Raw genomic sequence first — 24,051 nt, forward strand, 5'->3', positions numbered from 1 at the left:
CCTAGTTCAGAGAACTGACCGGCCCGAACGACAAGTTTCCGGCCCAGAGGGACGCGCCACGGCCGCCACCTCCTTCAGTCGCCCCCTCTTCCGGTGCTTGGCGTCTACCCGATCCACGGTCGGCACCATCCCGACGGACCGCGAGCGTGCTGTCAGCCCGATCGGTCTGCCGAACGGGGCATCAAGCGGAGCGTCGACTTCCCTTTTGTAATCGAACAGAATTACGATTCTGGGGTGACCGCCGAGAGCTCCTTCCCCGATGACCTCCTGCAGCTGCAGGAGCGCCTCCACCGCGCCCACGCCGAGCACCGTGTCGAGCTGGCGGCCCTGCCGTGGAGCGTGGAGCCCATGAAGGGCTGGGCTCGCGGTGAGCGCTACTCCCATCGCGGGGACGTCCCCGACAGCCCGGGGTGGACCGATGAGCAGAAGGCGAAGGTCGACCGCATGTGGGCCGAGATCCGGGAGCTGTCGATCAAGGTGGTCGACCACCCTCACTGGAAGAGCGTCTCCGTCGACACCCTGGTGGAGAGCCGCATGCGGCTGAAGCGACAGACCCGCCCCACCGAAAGCGTCGACGCCGCCGAAGCGCTGGAGCCCTCCGGGAGCGTTGGAGTGGCGTAGCCGCGATGCCGGATGACCCGGCGTGAAGCACTCCGGGACGCCGACCCGGGATGCTCGTCGAGTCCGATTCCACGATCAGCACCGGCGCCTACTGGGACGGCGCGCGGTGGGCCGCTCCGGTCGGCAACTACGGGGACGCGACCGACGCCGGGCTGTACCTGTCGGCCACGGGCCTGGGCACTTGGAGCAGCTACGAGGGCATGCTCATGGAGGACCCGTTGTACCCGTCGCTCGCCGCATACCTGGAGTCCGTCGGCCGTACGCTCGCCGACGGCCCGGCGGGCTCGATGGGCTCGATGGGCGCCCGGGATCGTGTACGGGTGCCTGGTCTGGGAGGACCCGCAGCGTCCGCGGCTCGACGAGACCTTCGGCGATTGGCAGCCCGTGCACTGAGCGGAGCGGAACCGAACGTCACAGGACGGGCGGGACCCACTCCGGGGGTGCCGGGGCGGGTCCCGCCCACTGTGCCGTGAGGTGTGTGACGGCTCCGTTGATCGTGCATACCGGCTCGGGCTTCGAGGTGTGGCAGCCCCTTGGGCCAGGCGCTGCACGGATCCAGGACGTACGCCTCCTCGTCCAGGAGCAGTCCGCGTCGCCGCTCGGTGCGTGCTGTCCAGTTGTTCTGCTACGACAGTGTCCTGGTGACCACGGATGCCGCTTCGGCGATCAGCTTGTTGTCGTAGTCGGCGTCCTTGGTGCCGCGGTTGGACATGATCGCCATGACGATGGGTGCGGCGTCCGGGGGCCAGACGACGGCGATGTCGTTGCGGACCGCGTAGACACCGCCACCGCCGGTCTTGTCCCCGACGTCCCATCCCTTGGGCACTCCGGCCCTGATGAGTTCGTCTCCGGTGGTGTTGGTCCGCAGCCACTGGGTGAGCTGTTCGCGTTCGTCCTTGCCCAAGGCGTCCCCGAGAACGAAGGTCCGCAGGTCTGCGGCCCACGCGCGGGGCGTGGTGGTGTCCTGTGTGGAACCGGGCGACCACTGGTTCAGTTCCGGCTCGCGGCGTTCCACCTTGGTGGTGGTGTCACCTGTCGCTGCGAGAGCGTCGGCCAGGCCCTCCGGTCCGCCCAGTGCGTCGAACAAGAGGTTGGCCGCGGTGTTGTCGCTGTGGCGGACGGCCGCGTCGCACAGGTCACGCAGGGTCATTCCGGTGTCGACATGCTTCTCGGTGATCGGCGAGTGGTCGATGAGATCGCTCCGGGAGTACTTGATCACCGTGTCCATGCCGCTCAACGCGTGCCACGAAGGGGGCCGCCCCCGTCCTCTGCGCACGCACCGCAGGAGAAACCAGGCCCTCCGAGCCGCGCGGCGGCGATGCCGAGACCAACGACGGCCGCACGGACGACTGACGCTTCCGGTGCCGGCCGACACATCCGGTGTCAGTGGGCGATGACAGGATGCGCTTCATGACTTCCGCCACCGCAGCCGACTACGGCTGGATACGTTCCCCCGCCTCGCCGTTCGCCTACGGGTTGGAGGTCGGGTACACCCTGACGCTGGTGCGAGGGGTCTCGCCTTCGGCATTGTTCCGGATTGTGGGAGCCGAGCCGCGCGATGAGGAGTGCGAGGGGCTCAGCGATCTCATCTTCGAGCAGCAGGAGTTCCTTGATGAGTCCGAGGAGTGGCCCGATGCCTTCCTTACGGGAGCGTTCACCGTGCCGGGCGACGGCGGCGAGTGGACGCTCGCCCTGGAGTTCGGAGGCGACCTGGGCACGCGCCCGCGCCTGATGGAGGCATTGTCCGTCGGGACGCGTGCTGTCTCGCATTCGAGCAACGGTGGGAAGCCCATGGACTTCTTCCACTGGTACGAAGACGGCGAGCTGCGGACCACCTTCGAACGGCCGGCGGACCGGACTGGTGCCACGCCCGATGAACTGACCGGCTTGATGGGTGAGGTCGGCCTCAACCCGGCAGGGGATACGGATCCGAGCATCGACACGAAGGCGGCGGTCATGGCGCTTGCGGAGCATCTCACCGGCGTTCGGGTGACCGCGCAACTGCTGAAGGACTCCGAATACCAGCTGGGGGTAGTCCCGGAGGAATCCGTCGATGAGTGACAGAACGTCACCATCGACATTTTCGGACGCGCACGGCAAGCGGACGTGTATCAGGACTGCGACGAGATCAGTTCTGACATACGCGGTGTCGGCAACCACTGACACTTCCCCGTCCGGCACTGATCTTGTGGTCTCGTGCCGCTCCGTTTCGACGTGTCGGAGTAGAAAGCCAAGGCGTCTACCACTTGGACGGGACGGCTGGTGCGGGGAGATCGAAGGGGCGCGCGAGCACCGCTGCGACGGAGTGGGCGCGGTCGGGTAGGTGCCCTGGTGGCCCGGCCGGCTGCGAGCGCGAGGAAGCTGGTCAGGTCGCGTTCGGCGACGACGAGGAGTCGGCGGAGCTCGGTGACGGGCCGCCGCCGCCCCACGCCCAAGTCCGGGATTCGCCGCGATACCTACTCCGGGCTCTCCTCCGCACGCCGCTCGGGCTCGTCGGCCATGACGAGCTGGGTGACGGTGAAGCCGTCGGGGGTGCGGATCGCGACGCGGTAGAGGCCCGGGGTCGTCACGGTCGCGAGGGCACTGGCCTGGCCGTCGTCCCAGCTCAGGGTCAGTTTTTGCTGGTCCTTGGCGTCTTCGAGATTGGTGAGGAGGCAGGTGGTGCCGGCGAGGGAGTCGAGGCCGCTGAGCGTGAGCTTCCACGGACGGCCGGCTTCGACGAGGTCGGGTGCGGTCAGGCCGCATCCGGCTTCGCCCAGTGGCGGGCCCATGTGGGCGTCCTCGCGGAGGATTTCGGTGATGGCGTCGAGGGCCGTTCCGGCCTTGGCGACGTCGCCGTGCTGGAGGGGGAGCGTGGTGACGGCGGGGGCGATGTCGGCCGATTCCTTGTAGACGGTGCCGTCGCCGTGGACGTGGAAGAACTTGATGTTCTTGTTGTCGTCGCGGATGAACGTGCCGTCGGTGTGGGCCCGGGCGCCGTCGAGGTGTGCTTCGACCTGTCCGTCACGGATGGTCAGGTTCTGCCAGGTGGGTTGGTTGATGCCGACGACGGAGCGGTGATCGGGCAGGGCGATCGACTTCTGGCCGTGGTGGAAGCGGGCCGCGTTGCGGGCGAGTTCCGCGTTTCCGCCGATGGACGTGATGTCGCCGGGCGTCAGGTGGCGGACGTCCCCGTTGCTGCGCAGGCTCTTGTACTGGGGCAGCAGGTCGTGGAGGCCGGGCATGTCCGCGCAGATGGCGCGGAGCCGGCGGTGGGGGAGCGGTACGGGTGTTCCGCGGCCGGTGTTGAGGATGACCGCCGCCTTGACCGCTCCGTGGAAGGGGGTGCCCAGGGTGATGACGCCGCGGGTGTCGCCCCGGAGGTCGCTGTCGTACCGGTCGTCGAGCGCCGCACGGGTCACGAGCCCGCCCATGGAATGGGAGACGAAGACGAGTCGGGCCTCGCGTTCGTCGACGCGGTGCCGGCGAGCGGCGTCGTGGGCGGGGTGCAGGCGCCAGGACGTCAGGTGCTCGCGTGCCGCCGCTGCCAGGAGACGGGCGTTGACCGCGACGGGCAGACGCCAGTCGTACGCGAATTCCAGTACGGCGGCGGGGTCGGCGACACTCGTCCCGACGGTTTCCACGAGGTCGGTGTAGGGCTCGGAGCCCGCGAGGTAGGGCGTCCAGGCCGTGTGCTTGAGCAGGCCGGTCGCCTTGATCCGGGTGTGCTTGCCGTCGAGTTCCTCGTCGGTCATGCGCAGGCCCTCAAGGCCCTTGGGGCTGGTCCAGGCCCTGCGCAGCCAGGAGATTCCTGCCAAGCCCCACAGGTGTTTGTCGAGGTGGGTGTCGAACAGTTCGCTTCCCATGATGCCGGGGACGATCACGACGGCGTCCTGGGTGACGTGATCGGGTAACTCGCCGGCCACACCGGCGGCCGCCGTGACCCGAAGGTGCTGGTTCTGGTCCATGGGTGTGAAGAATAGGGAAGGTGAACGGGCAGCGGGGCGAGATCGGCTTGGCGCGACCGAACCATGAGCCGGAGGCCGCCGAGAGGTCCCGTGTGCCGGGCCGGGGTGCGCTGTTCCTGCTGCTCCTGGAGGACGGCACCGCCGAGATGCGGGCCGCGATCGACGATCAACTCGACGTGGTGGCCGCCTGGTGGGCGCAGGATTCCCCCGACGGACCGGGGTTCGGACGGGTCGTACCGGACCGTCCCCCGACCGGCCGGCACGACGTGGAACGTTTTCTCGCCACCTCGCGCATCCGGGAGGTGGAGGCCCACGTCCCGCTGGTGCTGTACGTGACCGGGCACGGGATCACCTCGGGGGCGGCGACGCACTACGCGGTCCTCGCCGACACCGTCCCCGAACGGCTCCTCGCGACGGGGCTGCGCACCACCGAGATCATCGTCGCGGCACTGGACTCGCTCTCCCAGGACGTCCTGGTCATCGTGAACATGTGCGAGTCCGCGGACGTCGGGTCCGAACTCCAGGCGATGGAACGCGACCTGACCCACCGTACGAGGTCAGCGACGCTCCACGTCATGGCCACGGCCGGGCCCCAACGGAAGGTGGCGGCCGGCGCGTTCGCGGCGATCCTCCGGGAGGCGCACGAACTGTTGCGTTCCAGCGAGCAGATCACCCGGCCCTTCCTGACGATGGAGGAGTTCAGCGGTGCCCTGCGCCAGGCCACGCGTGCCATCAACGCGAGGGAGGGCCGTGAGCTGGAGGGACCTCGGGTCCTCCTGTCGGGCAAGCAGGACGTCCCGACCGCCACCCTGCCCAATCCGGGATACCGGATGACGGCGGCGGCCGTCGAACCGGGCCGGCAGGAACTCGCGCCGACGCTGGAGCACCTCGACTACTGGCTGGAGAAGGCCAGCGGCCGCACCAGCGCCACCGACGCCGGCTGGTACTTCTTCGGCCGCAGGCCGCTCAACGAGGAACTGGCGTCGTTCCTGCGGGGGCCTGCCGCCGTCATGGTCGTGACGGGCATCGCGGCCAGTGGCAAGTCGGCGATCCTCGGACGGGCCGTGACCCTCAGCGACGGGAGCTTCCGCCGTTCCGACCGGTTCGAGGCCGCCGTCCTCCACTGCCCTCCCGAGACGGTGCCCGACGAGGGTTCGGTGACGGTGGCGGTCACGGCCCACAACCGCGATCCGCTGGACCTCCTGCGGGCCATCGCCGTGAAGCTGGGAGCCACCGCGGATCCGTCCGGAGGGACCGACGCCCTGCGCAGGTGGCAGGCCGGGTTGAGCCGGTTCCTGCGAACACCCGGGCCGATGGTCACGGTCGTCGTCGACTCGCTGGACGAGGCGAACGATCCCGCAGGATGCGTACGGAACGTCCTGGTTCCCCTGGCCGGTCATCGGACGGCCCACGGCACGCGCCTGGACCACGTGCCGGCGCAGCCCGCGCAGGCCATACCCAAGGGGCGCGGTGTCCGACTGGTGATCGCCGTCCGCAGCAGCAGCCCCGCCGACGACGTGTTCCGCCCGGGCCGCGATTCCCGCGCGGGCGACATCCCCCGTGGTGGGGACGGCGGGGGCGGCGACAAGGACGGCGCACACGAACTGCTGTCCGGACTGACGGAGTCCTTCCCCGAGGTCACCGTCCTGCGCACCGATCTCGAAGGGATGAGGGAGGACATCGCCGGCTACGTCCGCGCCCTCCTGGACGGCGAGGAAACCTGGCGGGGGCAGGACCTCGGGGAGGTCTCCCAGGTGGTGACGGCCGCGGCCGGCCGGTCCTTCCTCGACGCCCGCGTCGCCGCGGAGCAGCTCAAGGCGGACGGGCCCGTGCTCCTGGGGGACGCCTGGTGGCTCAACCGGCTGAACACTGGCACGGTAGGTCTGCTCGCCGCGGACCTGGAGAGGGTCGCGGAGGACGGGCTGGGCGGCGAGGAGGCGTTGGCGCTCCTGCGCGCGACAGCGTTCGGCCTGGGGCGCGGCATTCCGTGGGGGGAGGTGTGGCCGGCGATGGCGGCGGTTCTTCTGGAACGGCCGTTGGAGGGGGCCGACGAGAAGATTCGCACACTGCTGGGCGGGCGCCTGTCCGGGTATCTCACCCATGACGGCGAGGACGACCGTCGTGTCTACCGCCCGGCGCACGACCGGCTGGCAGCGGTCTTGAGGTGCCGGCCCGGGGGCGGCGCCGTTGGGGGAGGGGGAACGGAAGTGACAGCCGATGACAGCCGGGCGGTGGAGCCGGCGGACGAACCGGATGTGCACGCACGGATCGCCGAGGCATTGGCCGAGTTGGTCGCCAGGGACGGGGAGACGCCTCCGCCGCCGTACGTGCGCCGGTACCTGGCCGCTCACGCGCGACTCGGGGACGCGCTCGACGATGCCCGTGTTCCGCCGGACCTGCTGCCCTGGGCGACGGGCGCCGGAATCCGCGGACTGCTGGCCTCGTCCGGGGCGCGGGAGCCGGGGTCGTGGCTGGAGGCCTGGGCCACGGTCGAACCCTACTTGCATCGGGCGGACGTGCCCTCACGTCTGGCGAGCCTTCAACTGGCGTACGCGGGACTGCACTTCACCCGGGTGCCCCGGGTGCGCATGCCCGCCGAGGTGGCATCGCCCCCCACTTCGCGGCTGGCGGTCCTGTGGTCCCGGTGGAGCCCGCCCGTCAACGTCCTGGCGAAGGTTGCCGTCCCCGTCCGTTCCCTCGTGGGATGGACCACGTCGGAAGGCCGCTCCCTGCTGGCCGCGGGGGACGAGCACGGCGGCATCGAGATCATCGACCCCGTCGACGGAAGCGCGGTCGGTGAGCGCATCACCGCGCACGAGGGCGAGGTGCGGTGCCTGCTCGGCGGAACCAGGCCGGGCCAGGGACCGGTGTTGGTGTCCGGAAGCACCGACGGCGCCGTCCGCGCGTGGGACCCGGTCCGCGGATCACTCATCGACCAGGTCCACCAGCCCGCGGGCATCTGGATCGACGACCTGACCACGTACCGTGACGCCGAGGACGAACTGGCCGTCATCGCCGTCGACGGGTGCGCCGCGGTCGTGCGCTGGAACGAGCGCATGGGGGCGGAGGACCTGATGGTCCTGCCGGGGGAGACGCCCCGGACCGGCAAGGTCGCCCTGACCACCTTCGAGGACGAGCAGGGCAGGCGGTTCCTCGCGATCGCCGACGGGGCATCGCTGACCTTCAGGGATCCGGAGGAGTGCGGGATCACCACCGCGGCCTTCGACCTGCCGTGTCCCGTCCGGGTCCTGACGGCCACCACCCGGGCCGGCGAGGTGGCCGCGGGCCACGTGGACGGGACCGTCACCCTCTGGGGCACGGCCGGGCGGACCGCCACCCTGGACGTCGGGACCGGGCCCGTGACCGGCCTGGCGGCCCTGGCCATCGGCTCCCGTCACCTGATCGCCGCCTGCTCGGCCAACGACATCGCCCTGTTGAGCACCGACCGGACCGCGCCGGCGGCACTGCTCAGCGGCCACAGCGCGCCGGTCACGGCCCTGGCCCGCGTCACCGTGAAGGGCGGCGACGCGCTCGCCTCGGCGTCGCTGGACAACACCCTGCGCCTGTGGGACCGCACGGCCCTCGACAAGGCGCTGGGAGACGGTTCTCCCACACCCCCACGGGTGACCGACGGGGTCCTGACCCACGACGACCACACCGGTCCTGCCTGGTTCGCGCTGAGCGGGAACCATCGCGGCATCGACGTATGGGACGTGGCCGGCGGGACCCTCGTGACCGACGTCAGTACCGGGGCCCCACCCGCAGCGGTGGCCTGGGCACGACGGACGGAGGGCCGCGCCCTGCTGTGGGCCGGGCCGGACCACAGCATCCACATGTGGGACGCGGGCACGCGAACCCACCTACCGCGCCCTCTTGAGGGCCACATCATGCGCGTACGGGCACTCGCTCCGCTGACGACCACGGACGGACGCCACCTGCTGCTGAGCGGCTCCGACGACTACACGGCCAAACTGTGGGACCTGGACGACAGCAGTCTGCTGTGCGACTGGAGCGGCCACTACCTGCGCGTCCTCGCGGTCGCCGCGGCTTCCGACCACCACGGCCGGGACTGGTACGCCACCGCCGGCTCCGACGGCACCGTCCGCCTGTGGGACATCGAGGACGGCGCCCAGGGACCGCCCCTGCGATGCATGCAGGGCCGTATCCACACCATCGGCATCAATCCCGGCCCCGGCGGCGGCATGCCCCCGCACCTCGCCAGCGCCGGCCAGGACGGCACCATCCGCCTGTGGGACCTCCATGAGCACCGCCCGCTGAACGAGCCGCTGGTCGGTCACACCGGTGCCGTGCGCGCCGTCGCCCTCTGGACCCTCGACGCTCTCGGAAATTTCCTGGCCAGCGCCTCCGACGACGGAACGATCAGGATCTGGAACGCCGCCACCGGCCGCTGCCTCCTGCTGCTCGCCACCGGAAGTCCCGTCCGAACGCTCTCCGCGCACCCCTCGGCCGGCCCCACCCGCATCGTGCTCGCCTTCGCCGGCGAAGCCGGCGCCGCCACCCTCGAACTCGAACTCGACGAACAGCAGCGCAAGACCCCTTGACACGATGCGCCCCCTGAAATCCCTCGTGCGCCCCCAACTGATCGCATCAACCGCTCGCTTCAGTTCGGCCGGCGCATAAAAATGATCGTTCGGCATGTGCACAGGACCAGCACGTGACGGGACCACCGCCCGGCCACCACGCCGCGCGACCACACCGGTCCCTTCCGCGAACCCGGCTGTTCGGCGACCCGTGCCGGCAACAGCGGACCGACGAGCCACCAGCGTTACCGGCGCACGCCCTCGCCGGGCACGGCCGGAGCAAGGAGCAGCTACATGACCACGGACAGGACCCCACAGGGCATCAGTCTCATCCAGGCGCCCGAGCGTGGCATCTGGCGGCTGGGCAAGGCGAACGAACCCCTGAAGTACGACACGATCAGCAAGGAGGACGCCTCCAGCCGCGGTGGCAACCGCTGGAGCCTGGTGAGCTACGGAACGCTCTACTGCGCCACGGACCAGGAGGGTTGTTACGCCGAGGCCCTGGCGCCCTTCCGCGTCCACCCGACCACGCTCAGGGACGCCGCGGAGGACTGGAAGGGCCCCTCCTACATGGCCCCGGGCCAGCTTCCGCGGGACTGGTCCACCCGCCACACCCTCGTCCGCTTACAGCCCGTCAAGGAAGCCCGCTTCCTTGACGTCGACGACGAGGAGACCCTGGAAGCCCTCTCCCGGGAACTCCACCACGAACTGGCCGCACTCGGGGTGCGGAGGCTGACCACCGCCGACATCCAGGGGTTCAACCGACGCGTCACACGTCAGATCTCGGCTTGGGCCATCACCCAGCGCACCGGTCCGTCAGGACAGGACCGCCTCTTCCACGGCATCGCCTACCGGTCCCGCTTCGGCCTGCGCCAGTGCTGGGCCGTCTTCAGCGATGTCGAACTCAAGCAGGTGGAGTCGAGCCTCGTCTTTCCCGAGGCGGAGGCGCTGCGCGAGGTCGCCGACGAATGCGGACTCAGGATGCTCTGACCGCCACCCACTCGAAGCCCACCTGTTTGTCCACCCGGCTGGCGACTCAAAGTCCACCGGTAAAACAACCTGGTTGTCCGTGGTCCGAACGGAGGATTCTTTGCCGAGTTCGCCGGCGGGAAGGTGTCGTAGGTCGCGGCGCATTGCGGTATCTGCGCAGGTCAGCTGGCAATTGCCGCTCCAAACGGGCCTGTTGGGAGGTGATGAGGAGACATGTCGGTTCTGGCTAACGGGTGGAGTTGGGTAGTGATAATGGGTAATCTGAGTAAGACCGACCACGGAAGATGTAGGGGGAATCATGATCACGAAGAGCTCGTACTTACGGCCCTGCCGGCCGGTGTCCGTCCTGGCGGTGTTCGCCTGGGATGTGATGCCGATCCACACCGATGGGCCCGACACCGTCCCGGCCCCTGGCCTGGAACCGCTCAGTCATCCGCGCACCGGATCCCATCCGACCGGGAAGCGACGATGCTGAGCGCCGGCTTGTAACCGGCGCCACCCCACCCGCAGTGGTCACGCTTCCCCGCGGGACAGGCACCTCGCAGGAACATCACAGGTGCATCAGAAGCGTTCGCCTGCTCGCCGAGACCGAGCGTCCATGCATTCGTCCCCTCGCAGCAGCATGCGACAGCCAGGTCCTGTGCGCATCCAAGCACTCACCGCCCGACACGTGACCGCCACCGAACCGGCGCGTAGCCAGGGCACCGAGGGAGACCCCGTCATGCCGATCGAAACCACCACACCGGCCAGCAAGAGCGACATCAGCGCCGGACTGGCGCACGTCGCCACCGTACGCATGCACATCAGCGAGATCGCCCGCTTCCTCCAGGACAACCTCGGCCAGCGACTGACCGCAAGGATCGCGGGCATCAGCGACCCCAAGCAGGTCGGCAAATGGGCCTCGGGCACCACCCATCCGCGTCCCGAGGCCGAGGAGCAACTGCGCGCCGCGCTCCAGGTGTTCCAGCTGATCCAGTACGCCGAAAGCGTGTACACCGCGCGCGCATGGATGATCGGGATGAACCCCCAGCTCGAAGACGAGGCACCGGCCCTGTGCATCGCCGCCGGACGCCGCCGCGACGTCATGGTCGCAGCGCGCGCCTACGTGGACGGCACCTGACCAGCCGCCATCGGGCGCACGTCCGACTCTGTCGGCAGGGCGCGGGGAGCCGCGTACGCGCCGCACCTCTCCGTGGTGAGGCGCCCGCGCTGCACCTCTCCGTGGTGAGGGCCCCACGAAGCGCCGTGGGCCGCGGCGCGCAGGGCCCTGGCGGCCACCGCGGCGCTGCGCGCCACGGCCGGCGGCCTTCCGGTGGTCCGTGACCCGGCTGCCCCCGCCCGCTCCCGCGCAGGTTGAGCACGGCGGAGGTGGCCGCGGTCGCCGTGCCGCTGCGCGCGCTGCTCTGTAGCAGTCGATCGCTGAACAGTGCCGGTTTCTCTTGCCTTCGGGCTCCGGCCGCCGTATTTCCTGTGCACCCCCCGGGAAACGGCCGCTGGAGTGAGCCTCGTGGCGTGCCGGGGGCGACTCGTGCGCCGTGGGCGGCTTCCCGGTGCGGGTTGGCTCGGGCGGTGCTCCGTACCCGGGACGGGCGCCGGACGGATAGGCCCGTACCGCCCGGCGGGCAGCCGGGCTGCGTTGGGTTGTGGGTGGGCTGGGCTCGACATCGACCGGGTCGTCACCATCGCCGACGTCAGCGCCGCTGCGGGCGCGGCGCCCCCTGCCCCGAGTCGCGCGGAACGGGCGGTTCCCCAACCTCGTGAACCTGTACGGCGGTTGACGCGACGGGGCAGCCGCAAGAAACGGGGACCGGTCCCCGTTTCCCGTGCTACTGTCCGACCGTCGGCAAAACGGGGAGTGGTCCCCGTTTATCGTGCGGGGGTGGGGGATCATGGCAACCACGGCTTTGGTGCTCGGTGGTGGGGGAGCGGTCGGGCTCGCCTGGACGGTCGGAATGCTGGCCGGACTGGCCGAGGAGGGCCTCGACCTCTCCGGCGCCGACATGACGATCGGGACCTCCGCCGGCGCGGTGATCGGTGCACGGCTCACCTCGGGCGCACGCGCCGAGGACATGTACCGCGAGGAACTCGACGGAGCCCCGGAGCTCGACGTCACCGTCACCCCGGGCCAGACGGCCCGGTTCCTGTGGGCCGCACTCGGCTCGCGTGATCCTCGGCGTTCCGCCCAGCGCCTCGGGCGGGCCGCTCTGGCCTCCCGTACCGTCCCCGAGTCGGCCGTCCACGACGCGGTCGCCGTCCTCCTGGCCGGCGTGCGCGACTGGCCCGCCGCCGACCTGCGGCTGACCGCCGTGGACGCGCGGACCGGCGACCTGACGACGTTCGACTCCGCCTCGGGCGTCGCTCTTCCCGATGCCGTGGCGGCCAGTTGCGCGGTACCGGTGGTCTGGCCGCCGGTATCCGTGGCCGGCCGCCGATGGATGGACGGAGGCAGCCGTTCGACGGCCAACGTGCACCTCGCCCGCGGCGCCCGCCGCGTCGTCGCCCTCACCCCGATCCCCGCAGCGGTCGGCCCCCACCCCAGCTCCACCGCCCAGGGAGCCGAACTCGCCGCCGCCGGGGCGCTGGTGGCGGTCCTCACCCCCGACCGTGGGTCCCGCAAGGCCTTCGGACGCAACATGCTCGACCGGACCCGCCGCCCGGCCGCCGCCCGGGCCGGCCGTGCCCAGGCAGCCTCCTGCGCGGAGGCCGTCCGCGCGGTGTGGACCCCCTGACACACCGGACACGTAAGGAGCGGAACGCGTCCCGCGCCCGCCCGGCGATCACCCCGCTCGATGAGCACCGTCGCCCACCGACCCACCCTGACCCTGCACCCACCGGGCTCTGCACCACCGACCTCCGGAGGAACGCCATGACTGCTCCGATTCCCGGTGAACTCGACCTCACCCGGCTCGACTTCGCCGCCGACCCGCACCCCGTCCACGCCGCGCTGCGCGAGAAGGGACCCGTGCACCGCGTCCACATCCCCGGGAGCGGCGACGTCCGGCTCGTCCTCGGCCGCCGCGAGGTGCGGGCCGCGCTCACCGACCCCCGGCTGAGCAACGACATACGGCACTCCGCGACGTGGGAGAGCGACGGCGGCAACGCCATCGGGTTGAACATGCTGCAGGCCGACGCGCCCCGGCACACCCGCCTGCGCGCCCTGGTCGCAAGGGAGTTCACCGCCGGTCGGATCGAGGCTTTGCGGCCGCGCGTGCAGCAGATCGCCGACGGCCTCATCGACGCCCTTCCGCCGGCCGGGACCGTCGACCTGGTCGCCCACTACGCGCTCCCACTGCCGCTCACCGTCATCTGCGAACTCCTCGGAGTTCCCGTCGAGGACCAGCACCTCTTCCACACCTGGTCGACCGAGCTCGTCGCCCCGTCCTCCCCCGCCGCGGCCGGCGCCGCCGCCGCGGCGATGGGCGCGTACTTCGCCGCGCTCGTCGCCGCCAAGGCCGGTGACCCCGGGCCGGATCTGATGAGCGCCCTCGTCGGAGCCTCCGCGGCGCCGGACGGGTTGGACGCCGAGGAACTGCTCGGCATGGCCTTCCTGCTGCTGGTCGCCGGGCACGAGACCACCGTCAACCTGATCTCGGGCGGCGTCATGAACCTGCTGCGCCACCCCGACCAGCTCGCCGCGCTGCGGGCGGACCCCGGGCTCCTCGACGGCGCCGTCGAGGAGATGCTCCGCCACGACGGGCCCGTCACCGCGGCGGCCTTCCGGTACGCCGCGGAGCCCCTGGAGATCGCGGGGGTGCGGATCCCGGCCGGCGACACCGTGATGCTGTCCCTGGCAGCGGCCTCCCGGGATCCCGAGCACTTCGCCGACCCCGACCGCTTCGACATCCGTCGCGCCCCCAGGGGACACCTCGCGTTCGGCCACGGCATCCACCACTGCCTGGGCGCTCCGCTCGCCCGCGTCGAAGGGCGGATCGCCGTGGAGACCCTGCTGCGGCGGCTGCCGGACCTCGCCCCCGCGGCGGATCCGGCCCCCCTCGTGCACCGCCGCAGCGCCATGCTCAGCGGCCTCGCCGCCCTACCGGTGCGCTGGTCGCGCCGGCTCCCCGCGTGACGCCGTCCCCGATGGGGATAGCATCCGTACCGGACCACGATCCCCGCTGCCGGGGCGCCCGCGTGGGCACCGACGACGCGAGGAGTGGACAGTGACCCCGGGCAGGGAGCGGCCGGCGCCGGTACGGCGTGACGCGCTGCGCAACCGCGAGTCGCTGTTGGCCGCCGCGCGCAAGGCCTTCGCCGCCCAGGGCCTGGATGCCCGCCTCGACGAGATCGCCCGTCGGGCCGGTGTCGGAAACGCCACCCTGTACCGGCACTTCCCGACGCGTGCCGCCCTGATCGACGCGGTGTTCCGGGACGCCCTCCAGGGCACCGTCGACGCCGGGGAGGGGGCCCGGGGCGCGGCCGATCCCTGGGCGGGGCTTGCCACCTACCTGGAGGCGGTCTTCACCGTGCTGGCGGCGGACCGGGGCGTCAACGACCTGATGACCACCCCGATCGAGGGCGTGACCTCCCTCGACGCGGTCCACGTCCACAACCACGAGACGATCGCCCTGCTCATGGGCCGCGCCCAGCGCGACGGGGCGATGCGCACCGACGTCACCGTCGAGGACATGCTCCTGAACCTGGCCACGCTGGGCCGCTCGGTCCCCTCCCTGGCAGCGGCGGGACCGCCGCACGCCTGGCGTCGGCAACTGGCCCTGTTCCTCGATGGTTTGCGCGCCGGAACGCGCCCCCCGTCGGGCCTGCCGGCGCCGGCCCCGACCGCGGAGCAACTGGCTGCGGTCCTCCTCGACCTGGGGTCCCACCGCCCCGTTTGAGCCGATCCGACCGGGCTCGACCTCGCCGACGCCGGCCGTGAGGCCGCACGCGTGGTTCGACGGGGATCTCGGCGGTCACGGCGTTGCCAGGACCGGCGGTGACGCCGGATGAACCCTGATGCCCACCCCCGGTGATCCGGTCGTCGACACCTGAGGTCGCCATACCGCTGAGGTGGTGTGCCGGCGGGTCGGCGGAGTACGAGCCGGACCGGAGCAGCCGGTGATTCGTCGGCCGAGCCCGCCGGCTCCGGCCGGCAGGGTGCAACCGGGCGGTCGTGGGCAAGGAGCAACCGTGTGGTGGTGGGCAAGGGGCACCCACCGATCGCGATGCACCATCCGGAACCGCCGCCCCCCGGCCCACGGCGTCGCCCGACGTCGTTTCCGACCTGCGGGTCAGGTCCGTGGGTGCACTCGGCATGCCCCTGACCAGCTGCCGGGCCGCAGGGGACCCACCCGGGCCGGAACAGGTCAGGGCCCCTTCCGGCCTGCTGTTTTCCCTTCCGCCCACCCCCTCGGAGCGCCGAGAGTGGTGATCGCCGCCGGGGAGCGAAACGCACCTCCGGTCGGCATCACCGGAGAACACGACATCGCGGTCGTGGTTCCGGAGTCCGAACGGCACACCCGGTGCGGACCACCGACCATGACGACCCGTCAGGCCGGGAGCACGTCCTGGTCGGGATCAGCGCAAGAGAAGGGAGTCGTGATGGCATCACGTTCACGACAGCTCAACAGACGTCAGATGATCACCGCCTTCGCCGGGGTGGCGGCCGCTTGTGCGTTGCCCCACTGCACGGTGCTCAGCCGGTCCGCGTACGCGGCCGGTCCGATCGGATCCGCCGCGGTGCCCGAGGGATCCGGCCTGCCGGACACAGACCGCGGCAAGGTCGTCTGGGCGTACCGGACGGGCGGACGAGCCGTCCGCGCCGCTGCCGCCGCTGCCCTGGTGGGCAGCGCGGCGGACGTGAAGGCGTTCCTCGACGAGAAGCTGGCCGCGGCCCGGGCCGAGGACAACAGGTTCACCCTCACGCAGTCGCTGGTCATGGCCGGCAAGGCGACCCGCGACGGCATCGGAGCGGCGCTCTCGGGGGGCACCGCGTCGGTCGAGGCCTTCCTCAAGGGCGGGTTCCAGAGCGCGGTGCGCGAGGATCTGAAGGTGGCCGTGACCACGGTCATGGCCCGCGGTGGTCGTGCTGTGAAGCGTGACGCGTCCGCCGCGCTGCAGGCCGATTCGGAATTCGCGTTGCGCGCCTTCCTCAGCGGCGGACAGTTCACCGCCCACGAGGAGGACGACCGGGTGCAGGTGACGTCCATCCTCGTGACGGCCTCACCACAGGTGCGGGTCTACGCACAGCGGGCACTGGACGACGGGACGCCGAGGGCGATCCGGTGGTTCCTCGAAACGGGCCAGTACATCGCCCGTGCCCGTGACGAGGAGACCGCGACGATCCAGCAACTGGTCAAGGTCGTGGAGGCGGAGGGGCAGCGCGCCGGCCGGAAGACCGACGAGGCCGTCGAGCTGTCCCAGCAGGCCGTCAAGGCCGCCGAGAAGGCGAAGGAGGCGGCGCTGGAGGCCAAGGCCGAGGCCGAGGCCGCCAACCAGGACGTCCAGCGTTCCGCGAGGGCCGCGAACAAGGCGGCGCAGGCGGCCCGGGGTGCGGCGGCCGCCGCGTCGACCGCGGTGTCGGCGTCGCGGACGGCGCAGGCCGCCGCGCAGCGTTCGGTGGCGGCCGCGCACGCCGCCGCGGCAGCGGCCGCGTCGGCGGGACGGGCGGCGACCCGGGCCTACCAGGCCGCGATCGGCGCCTCCAAGGACGCGGGCATGGCGGACGCGGCCCGAGCGGCGGCGCAGGCCGCCACGGCCATGGTCAAGTTCGTCCGCGCCGTGGCGGAGAAGGCCGATCTCGCGGCCAAGTCCGCCGAAGCGGCTGACGCCGCGGGTGCGGCCGCCGCCGGCTCGGCCCTCAACGCCGCCGCCGCCGCTCGCGCGTCGGCCGACGCGGCCGTCGCCTCCGGCGCCGCGCAGTCCGAGGCCGCAGTGGCGCAGCGGGAGGCCGCCGTGGCCGAGGCCGCCGCGGGCCGGGCGACGCGGGCCGCGAGCAAGTCGCGGACCTTGGCCGGGCAGGCGGCCACGGCCGCCCGTGCGGCACGTGACGCCGCCAACAGTGCCGCCGATCATGCCGAGAAGGCGGCAGCGGCTGCCACGGAGGCGGCGAACCACGCGGGCCAGGCGGTCGACTACGCCAACCGGTCGACGGCAGCCGCCAACGCGGCCGTCGAGGCGGCGAACAAGGCCGCCGACGCCGTCGACAAGGCACGTGCGGTCGAACAGACGGCCCGTGAGGCCGAAACCGCCCGACTGGCCGAGGAGACCGCCGAGGCGATCGAACAGGCGCGGCTGGAGGCGAGCGCGGAGGCGAATCAGCTCGAACGGTACGACCGGGAGCGGACCCAGGAAGCGCGCCTGTCCCAGGAGCTGCTCGCGCTCATCGGCTCCGCGGAAGCGGCGCTGAAGGCCGGCAGGACCGCGGACGCCGTGGTGGCCGGGCGCAAGGCGGCGATCCAGCTGATCGGGCGGGCGGGAACGTGGACCCATCAGGCCGCGGAGTTCGCGCTCGCCGGCTCGGACGAGGACGTCGTCCACTGGATCGACGCCGATCGGCTGATCGCCCTGCGGCAGGACAACGTCGAGAACGTCGCGGCCATGGCCGCGATCTCGACGAAGAACGTGGCCGTGGCGGCCGTGGCCGTGCTCAGGACCGAGGACCCCACGAAGGTGAGGACGTTCCTCGAAAACGGGGCGCTTGAGGCGGCCAAGGAGGACAACCGGGTCGAGGCCACGACGATCCTGGCCGACGACAACACCGGCCCGGCCGAGCGCCGTGCGGCCGTGGCGGCACTGGAGAAGGGCACCGCCCAAGCCCTGCACGTGTTCCTGCACGTCGAGCGTGCCGCGGCCGTCCGCGAGGACGACCGCGTGAAGGCGACCACCCTCCTGGCGAACGGAGGCCCCTACGTCAAGGCGGCCGCCAAGATCGCGCTTGAGGGCAATACCCACATGCTGCGCCGGTTCATCGGCACCACACAGCACGAGTTCGCACGGATCGACCATGACCACGCCACGCACATCAGCGCCATCCGGGCGATGATCGCGGGCGCTGCCAAGGTGGCCCAAGAGGCGCAGGAGAACGCGGCACGGGCTTCCGAGGCGGCGGCCCTCGCACGGGACGCCGCCGCCAAGGCGGTCGAATGGGCCAACCTCGCCAAGGGATACGCCGCGGCCGCCAAACAGTCCGCCGAGGAGGCGCGCAAGAACGCGGCGTCCGCCGAGGCTTCCGCCGCCTCCGCGGCACGCTCCGCCGAGACCGCGCGTCAGGCGGCCGTCGCGGCGCGCAGGGCGAGCAGCGTGGCCCGGAGCGCGGCGACCCGCGCCGTACGGTCCGCCACCGAGGCCGCTTCCCATGCCGCCGATGCCGCGGCCTCGGCCGCCGCGGCCCGCAAGGCGTCGCTCGCGGCCGGGGCGAGCGCCGGCGCGGCCTCCCAGGCCGCGTCGGAGGCCAAGCACCTCGTCATCGAGGCGGCGATGCGCGAGGCGATCCAGAAGGCCCTGGACAACTCGAAGGTCCCCATCGTCCCCGGCAAGAACGGCCTCCCCGAAGGCGCGGAGAGCTGCCTGACGCCGTTCGGTACGCCCATCGAGTCCAACAACAACACCAATCCGTGGGAACTGGGCGTCGACTGGATCAGCGGAACGGGGCCCCGGGCCCAGTGCTTCGGCCCGAATGACGAACTCACCCGCGTCTACCGTGAGCACGAGCACACGCAGAAGGCCCTCGCCTTCTTCGCCGACCGTACCCGGAACGGGAACTTCGAACTCGGCCGCTCCTATCTGTACGACTACTCGCTCGGCGGTTTCGACGGGGTGGGGAAGTACATCAGGGACTACGGGACGCTCGCCACGGCCGGCCTCACGGGAAACCTCGCGTACACGTTCATGGGCTCGCACCAGGTCCGGATGACGCCCACCCGCAAGAACGCGGACGGCTCCGTCGTATGGCGGTACACCGCGTACAACGAGTCGGACATCGAGTCCGCGACCCACCCCCCGGTCATCGGCTACACGGACTGGTGGAGCAACAACGTCGGTGCGCTCATCGACAAGATCGTCGGTGATTCCGGTCCGATGTCGCCCAAGACCCAGGTCATCGAGTTCGACGTCACGCTGAAGCCGTGACGGACGGAACGACGGGCGCACACGGACACAAGGCCACCACGGCGTCCCGATCCTGACGGGTCGCCCTCCCCGAAGCGTCGCCGAAGGGGCGGCCTCGCCCACGCCGCGCGCTGCCGCCCCTCAGGAACCAAATCTGATCAATGCAGACATCAACTCTGATCCATCCCTACCGATAGGACCGTCATGAAGTCACGCAACGCATGGAAGCGCATTCTCGGAACCGCTGCCGCGGCCGGTGTTCTCGCCTTGGCCGTGACGGCCGGGGGCCAGTCCTCCGACGTCAGCGCCGGACCCGTCGCCGAAACGGGGCCGGGTTACGCCATCGAGGACTACAACTACCCGAACGCCGACAAGATCCTGGCCGAGCAGGGCATCGTCCTCAAGCGCGGCGATGGCCACATCGTGCTCGCCGACTGCCGGAGCGAGGAGAACCTCCTCAAGTTCCTGGCCCGTGATCGGGCGGACGTGTGTTTCAAGGTCATCGGCGATGAGGGCTTCCTGACCCTGGAACTCAAGTCCGTGCACGGAGTGCGGACCGACGATTCGGGCAACACGCACCTTGCGATGACCGCCGAGAACGACCGCGTCGAATACAACATCCCCGCGAAGACCTGGGAAGGCGTCGGCGAGTCCGTGGACGGCCGGGACCACGTCCTGGTCGAGATCCGCGTCACCAAGTAGTCCGCGCCGCCCTACGACGAGATCGCGACCCGGGCGCCACGCGTGCCCGGTCCCGGTCGCCCCAGCGGCGCCCCAGTCATCCGCCACAGTTCTCGGAAACATCGAAGGAAAACCATGTCCCGCATACGTCCGCGCACGAAGTGGTCGGCCACGGCCCTCACCATCGCAAGCGCCACCGCGCTCTTTCCCGCAGGTACGGCTCTGGCAGCCGCCGGCACTCCCGCCGCCGCCGGCACCTACACCCACACCGCCCGGCTGACCATCGGGGACGAGTCCAACGGCCGAGCCTGCTCCGCGGTCCTCGTCGACGAGAGCTGGGTCCTGAGCGCGGCCAGTTGCTTCGCGAAAACGCCTGGAACGTCGGTGGCCGCGGGCAAGCCGGAGCTGAAGGCCACCGCGAGGATCGGCACGACCACGCTCGACGTGGTGAGCATCGTTCCTCGCGCCGACCGGGACGTGGTGCTCGCCAGGCTGTCCGCCCCCGTCACCGGCGTCGCCCCCGTCAAGCTCGCCGCCGCGCAGCCCGCCGTGAACGCCTCCGTGTCGGCGGCAGGCTTCGGCCGGACCAGGACGGAGTGGGTGCAGGACAAGGTCCACACCGCCGCGTTCGGTGTCTCCTCCGCCGATGCGACGACGCTGGCCCTGACGGCCAAGGGCACCGACGCGATCTGCCAGGGCGATGCCGGTGGGCCCCTCGTCAACGGCAACGGTGAACTGATCGGCATCAACAGCCGTTCCTGGAAGGGGGGATGCCTGGGAACCCCGGCCACCGAAACCCGCACCCAGGCGATCGCCGCACGGGCGGACGACCTCCGCGGCTGGATGCGGCAGGAGATCCTGCCGCAAACCCCCGGCTGGAAGACCCAGGCCCTGGTGCAGTCCGGCAGCGGTCTCTACCAGGCCACCCGCGGCAACGACGGCTCCTGGACCGGTTTCAACGACGTCCAGAGCCGGACCGGCGCGGTCCCCGGCGGGCTTCGCAACTCGGCGGCCGTCGGTATGAACGGCGACACCCACGTGCTGGCCGTGAGCAACGACAGCAAGCTGTTCCACACCATCCGCAAGCAGGACGGCACCTGGGGCACCTTCGGTGACGTCTTCGAGGTCGCCGGCACCCTCGGCAACCTCAGCAGCGTCACCGCGACGAACATCGGATGGGACCTCCACGTCGTCGCCGTCGCCGACGGCAAGGCCCTGCACACCGTTCGCAACGCCACCGGCCACTGGACGCCGTTCAAGGACATCACCACCGGCAAGGTAGCCAACGTGACCGGCGCCGCCACCGCCGTCGTCCGCGGCGAACTCCAGGTCACCACCCTCAGCGGCGGCAAGGCCTACCACACCATCCGCCAGAGCAACGGCAACTGGCTCAACTGGGGCGACGTGGCCGGCGCCGCCGGCGCCACCGGGCCCATCACCTCGCTCAGCACGATCGGCGCCGGCGACGAGACCCACATCGTCATCGCCACCGACAACGGCACCCGTCAGTACCACGCCGCACGCAACTTCAACGGCACCTGGAGCCCGCTGACCGAGATCAAGTCGATCCTCGGCACGGTCACCGCGAAGTCCGTTGCCACCGCCAACATCGCCGGTGAGGTCCAGGTGGCCGTCACCACCGCCGACGGAAAGTTCCTGCACACCACGCGCCGCACCGACCGCACCTGGGCCGCCACCACCACCGTCCCCACCCCGGGCCTGCCTGCCGCCCCGGGTCACCTCGCCCTCACCGGTACCTGGAACGGCTGACCCACCGTCGCAACCCGGCCCCGACCACAGCGGTGACATCGGATCGACAACGCCAGTGAAAACGGCCCGACCGCACCAGTGAATCCGGCTCGACCACGAGCCGGACGGCGCCGGCCATCAGGACTCGGATCCTGGTGACCGGCGCCGCCACGGACACTCGGCACGCGAGCCCGTCCCACCTCGGACCGCCGCGCCGTCACAACCACCCGGCACACCGGCCCTTCCACCGCGGACCGGCCCCCTTCGCACTCCGACGTACGCCCCACCCCACCCCGCTCCGTTCCTGAAGGAAACAGCTCATGTCTGCATTCCGTCCGCGCACCGCGCGGATATCGGGCCTGCTCGTCATCGCCACCACGGTCGCCGCGGGCATCGTTCCCGCCGGTTCCGCCCAAGCGGTCTCCGGCCCGGAGGCGGAGGCCGGCCGGCACTCCGCCGTCGTCAAACTGAACATCGGCGACGAGGCGAACGGCCGCGGCTGTACCGGCACCATCGTCGACGCCTCCTGGGTCCTGACCGCCGCCGCCTGCTTCGCCGCGACGCCCGGTACCGCGGTGCCGGCCGGTGCGCCGACGCTGAAAACCACCGTGACCCTCGGCGACGGGCGGCGCGTCGACGTCTCCGAGCTCGTCCCCCGTACGGACCGGGACGTCGTCCTGGCCCGCCTCGCCACTCCTTCCGCCGGCACCGCTCGCATCAAGCAGGCCGGCGCCGCCCCGGCGGCCGGCGCCGAGCTGACCGCCGTGGGCTTCGGGCGGACCAGGACCGAGTGGGCACCCGGCAAGGCCCATACCGGAGCGTTCACCCTCAACACGTCCAACGCCACCAGCCTGACCATCACCGGCAAGGGCACCGACTCCCTCTGCAAGGGCGACACCGGCGGGCCGCTGCTGAACGCCGCCGGCGAGCTGGTGGGCATCAACAGCCGTTCCTGGCAGGGTGGTTGCCTCGGCACCGCCCCAACGGAGTCCCGCACCGGCGCCGTTTCGGTACGCGCCGACGACCTCGGCGGTTGGATCGAGGAGACGGTACGACGTTCCATCGCACAGCGTGACGTGAATGGTGATGGTCGTTCCGATGCGGTGATGGTGTACCACCATGCGAATGGTTCCGTCGGTTTTTACAGCTCGCCGGCCAAGGCTGATGGTGGTTTCGGTGAGTTCAATGTGGGTTACACGGTTCCTGCCAGTGGTGGTTGGGATCGTAATGCGATGAAGGTCATCACGGGTGATTTCAATGGTGACCGTCGTGCCGACGTGGGCATGATGTACCGCCAGGCCGACGGCAGTATGCGGATGTACACGGGTCTTGCGGACAGCGCGGGTCTCATTCAGCCGTTCACCAGCAGCTACACGACGCCGGCCAACGCCAACTGGGACTGGAACGCGATTCAGCTTCAGTCCGGTGACGTGAATGGTGATGGTCGTTCCGATGCGGTGATGGTGTACCACCATGCGAATGGTTCCGTCGGTTTTTACAGCTCGCCGGCCAAGGCTGATGGTGGTTTCGGTGAGTTCAATGTGGGTTACACGGTTCCTGCCAGTGGTGGTTGGGATCGTAATGCGATGAAGGTCATCACGGGTGATTTCAATGGTGACCGTCGTGCCGACGTGGGCATGATGTACCGCCAGGCCGACGGCAGTATGCGGATGTACACGGGTCTTGCGGACAGCGCCGGTCTCATTCAGCCGTTCACCAGCAGCTACACGACGCCCGCCAACGCCAACTGGGACTGGAACGCGATTCAGCTTCAGTCCGGTGACGTGAATGGTGATGGTCGTTCCGATGCGGTGATGGTGTACCACCATGCGAATGGGTCCGTCGGTTTTTACAGCTCGCCGGCCAAGGCTGATGGTGGTTTCGGTGAGTTCAATGTCGGTTACACGGTTCCTGCCAGTGGTGGTTGGGATCGTAATGCGATGAAGCTGATCACGGGTGATTTCAATGGTGACCGTCGTGCCGACGTGGGCATGATGTACCGCCAGGCCGACGGCAGTATGCGGATGTACACGGGTCTTGCGGACAGCGCCGGTCTCATTCAGCCGTTCACCAGCAGCTACACGACGCCCGCCAACGCCAACTGGGACTGGAACGCCATCCGGATCCACTGACCCTCCCACCGGACGCGGCACACCCCCGCTGCCTCGCCCACCGTCTCCCGCCCCGGCGCCCCCTCGGCAGCCGGGGCGGGACGGGGCGTACTCATGAAGAGCGGGCGTCGCGGACACTTCTCCGGCGGGTGGCTGACGGAGCATCGGGGTTCACCGACAGGAGAAGCGAGCGCGCTCCGCGCGACGTCCCCGTGGACGCCGGGGCGTCCACGGATCGATCAGGAATCGAGAAGCGCCCTGCACGGGGTCACCCCTAAGGGTTGTCCCGTAAAATGATCTACGTCTCAGGGGTGACGGGATAGTCAGGGTGATCTCCGTAAGGTGACGCCAGGTCGAGCAGGTCGTCGC

At 70.6% G+C, this 24,051-nt stretch carries 14 protein-coding genes and 1 pseudogene; 13 read left to right on the forward strand and 2 right to left on the reverse strand.

The features are described from left to right. Positions 1 to 234: 234 nt before the first annotated feature. Both ACZ58N_RS37190 and ACZ58N_RS37195 read left to right on the forward strand, forming a co-directional pair. Positions 235 to 621 carry a hypothetical protein gene (locus ACZ58N_RS37190; RefSeq protein ID WP_471169529.1) on the forward strand — a complete coding sequence of 129 codons (387 nt, stop codon included), beginning with the start codon at positions 235 to 237 and terminating at the stop codon, positions 619 to 621. Positions 622 to 671: 50 nt separating this feature from the next. After that, positions 672 to 1,094, forward strand: a complete 423-nt coding sequence (locus ACZ58N_RS37195; protein WP_471169532.1) for a hypothetical protein — start codon at positions 672 to 674, stop codon at positions 1,092 to 1,094. A 152-nt stretch (positions 1,095 to 1,246) separates the two neighbouring features. Here the strand turns inward: ACZ58N_RS37195 and bla are convergent. Next, positions 1,247 to 1,864, reverse strand: a pseudogene (bla, locus tag ACZ58N_RS37200) (class A beta-lactamase); the annotation flags it as partial. Between the two features lie 167 nt (positions 1,865 to 2,031). On the opposite strand from bla, the gene ACZ58N_RS37205 reads away from it, so the two are divergent. Next, entirely contained in the window at positions 2,032 to 2,682 is a 651-nt protein-coding gene (locus ACZ58N_RS37205) for a DUF6461 domain-containing protein (RefSeq protein ID WP_471169534.1), read from the forward strand. A gap of 395 nt (positions 2,683 to 3,077) precedes the next feature. On the opposite strand, the gene ACZ58N_RS37210 is transcribed toward ACZ58N_RS37205, so the two are convergent. Continuing rightward, a complete protein-coding gene (locus ACZ58N_RS37210; RefSeq protein WP_471169537.1) occupies positions 3,078 to 4,568 on the reverse strand; it encodes an alpha/beta hydrolase in 1,491 nt (496 codons plus the stop codon). A gap of 20 nt (positions 4,569 to 4,588) precedes the next feature. Between ACZ58N_RS37210 and ACZ58N_RS37215 the strand changes: the two genes are divergently transcribed. The 10 genes from ACZ58N_RS37215 to ACZ58N_RS37260 all read left to right on the forward strand — a co-directional run bounded on the left by ACZ58N_RS37215 (position 4,589) and on the right by ACZ58N_RS37260 (position 23,703). Then, entirely contained in the window at positions 4,589 to 9,130 is a 4,542-nt protein-coding gene (locus ACZ58N_RS37215; RefSeq protein ID WP_471169540.1) for a hypothetical protein, read from the forward strand. Positions 9,131 to 9,403: 273 nt separating this feature from the next. Beyond that, the gene (locus ACZ58N_RS37220) at positions 9,404 to 10,099 is read left to right on the forward strand and encodes an RES domain-containing protein (RefSeq protein ID WP_471169543.1); all 696 of its coding nucleotides are present in this window, start codon (positions 9,404 to 9,406) and stop codon (positions 10,097 to 10,099) included. Between the two features lie 721 nt (positions 10,100 to 10,820). Next, positions 10,821 to 11,219, forward strand: a complete 399-nt coding sequence (locus tag ACZ58N_RS37225) for an XRE family transcriptional regulator (RefSeq protein WP_471169545.1) — start codon at positions 10,821 to 10,823, stop codon at positions 11,217 to 11,219. 769 nt (positions 11,220 to 11,988) lie between these two features. Then, positions 11,989 to 12,828, forward strand: coding sequence for a patatin-like phospholipase family protein (locus tag ACZ58N_RS37230; protein WP_471169548.1), 840 nt, complete (start codon positions 11,989 to 11,991; stop codon positions 12,826 to 12,828). Between the two features lie 137 nt (positions 12,829 to 12,965). After that, positions 12,966 to 14,168: a cytochrome P450 family protein gene (locus tag ACZ58N_RS37235; RefSeq protein ID WP_471169551.1), complete on the forward strand. Its 1,203-nt coding sequence runs from the start codon at positions 12,966 to 12,968 to the stop codon at positions 14,166 to 14,168. Between the two features lie 91 nt (positions 14,169 to 14,259). Next, on the forward strand, positions 14,260 to 14,931 hold the full coding sequence (locus tag ACZ58N_RS37240; RefSeq protein WP_471169554.1) for a TetR/AcrR family transcriptional regulator: 672 nt from the start codon (positions 14,260 to 14,262) through the stop codon (positions 14,929 to 14,931). A 703-nt stretch (positions 14,932 to 15,634) separates the two neighbouring features. Further along, on the forward strand, positions 15,635 to 19,162 hold the full coding sequence (locus ACZ58N_RS37245; protein WP_471169557.1) for an ALF repeat-containing protein: 3,528 nt from the start codon (positions 15,635 to 15,637) through the stop codon (positions 19,160 to 19,162). 183 nt (positions 19,163 to 19,345) lie between these two features. Continuing rightward, positions 19,346 to 19,843: a hypothetical protein gene (locus ACZ58N_RS37250; protein ID WP_471169560.1), complete on the forward strand. Its 498-nt coding sequence runs from the start codon at positions 19,346 to 19,348 to the stop codon at positions 19,841 to 19,843. A 114-nt stretch (positions 19,844 to 19,957) separates the two neighbouring features. Beyond that, the gene (locus ACZ58N_RS37255; RefSeq protein ID WP_471169563.1) at positions 19,958 to 21,592 is read left to right on the forward strand and encodes a S1 family peptidase; all 1,635 of its coding nucleotides are present in this window, start codon (positions 19,958 to 19,960) and stop codon (positions 21,590 to 21,592) included. A gap of 299 nt (positions 21,593 to 21,891) precedes the next feature. After that, entirely contained in the window at positions 21,892 to 23,703 is a 1,812-nt protein-coding gene (locus ACZ58N_RS37260) for a trypsin-like serine protease (protein WP_471169566.1), read from the forward strand. Positions 23,704 to 24,051 lie beyond the last annotated feature (348 nt).

This window comes from Streptomyces sp. NPDC040432 (assembly GCF_055595445.1).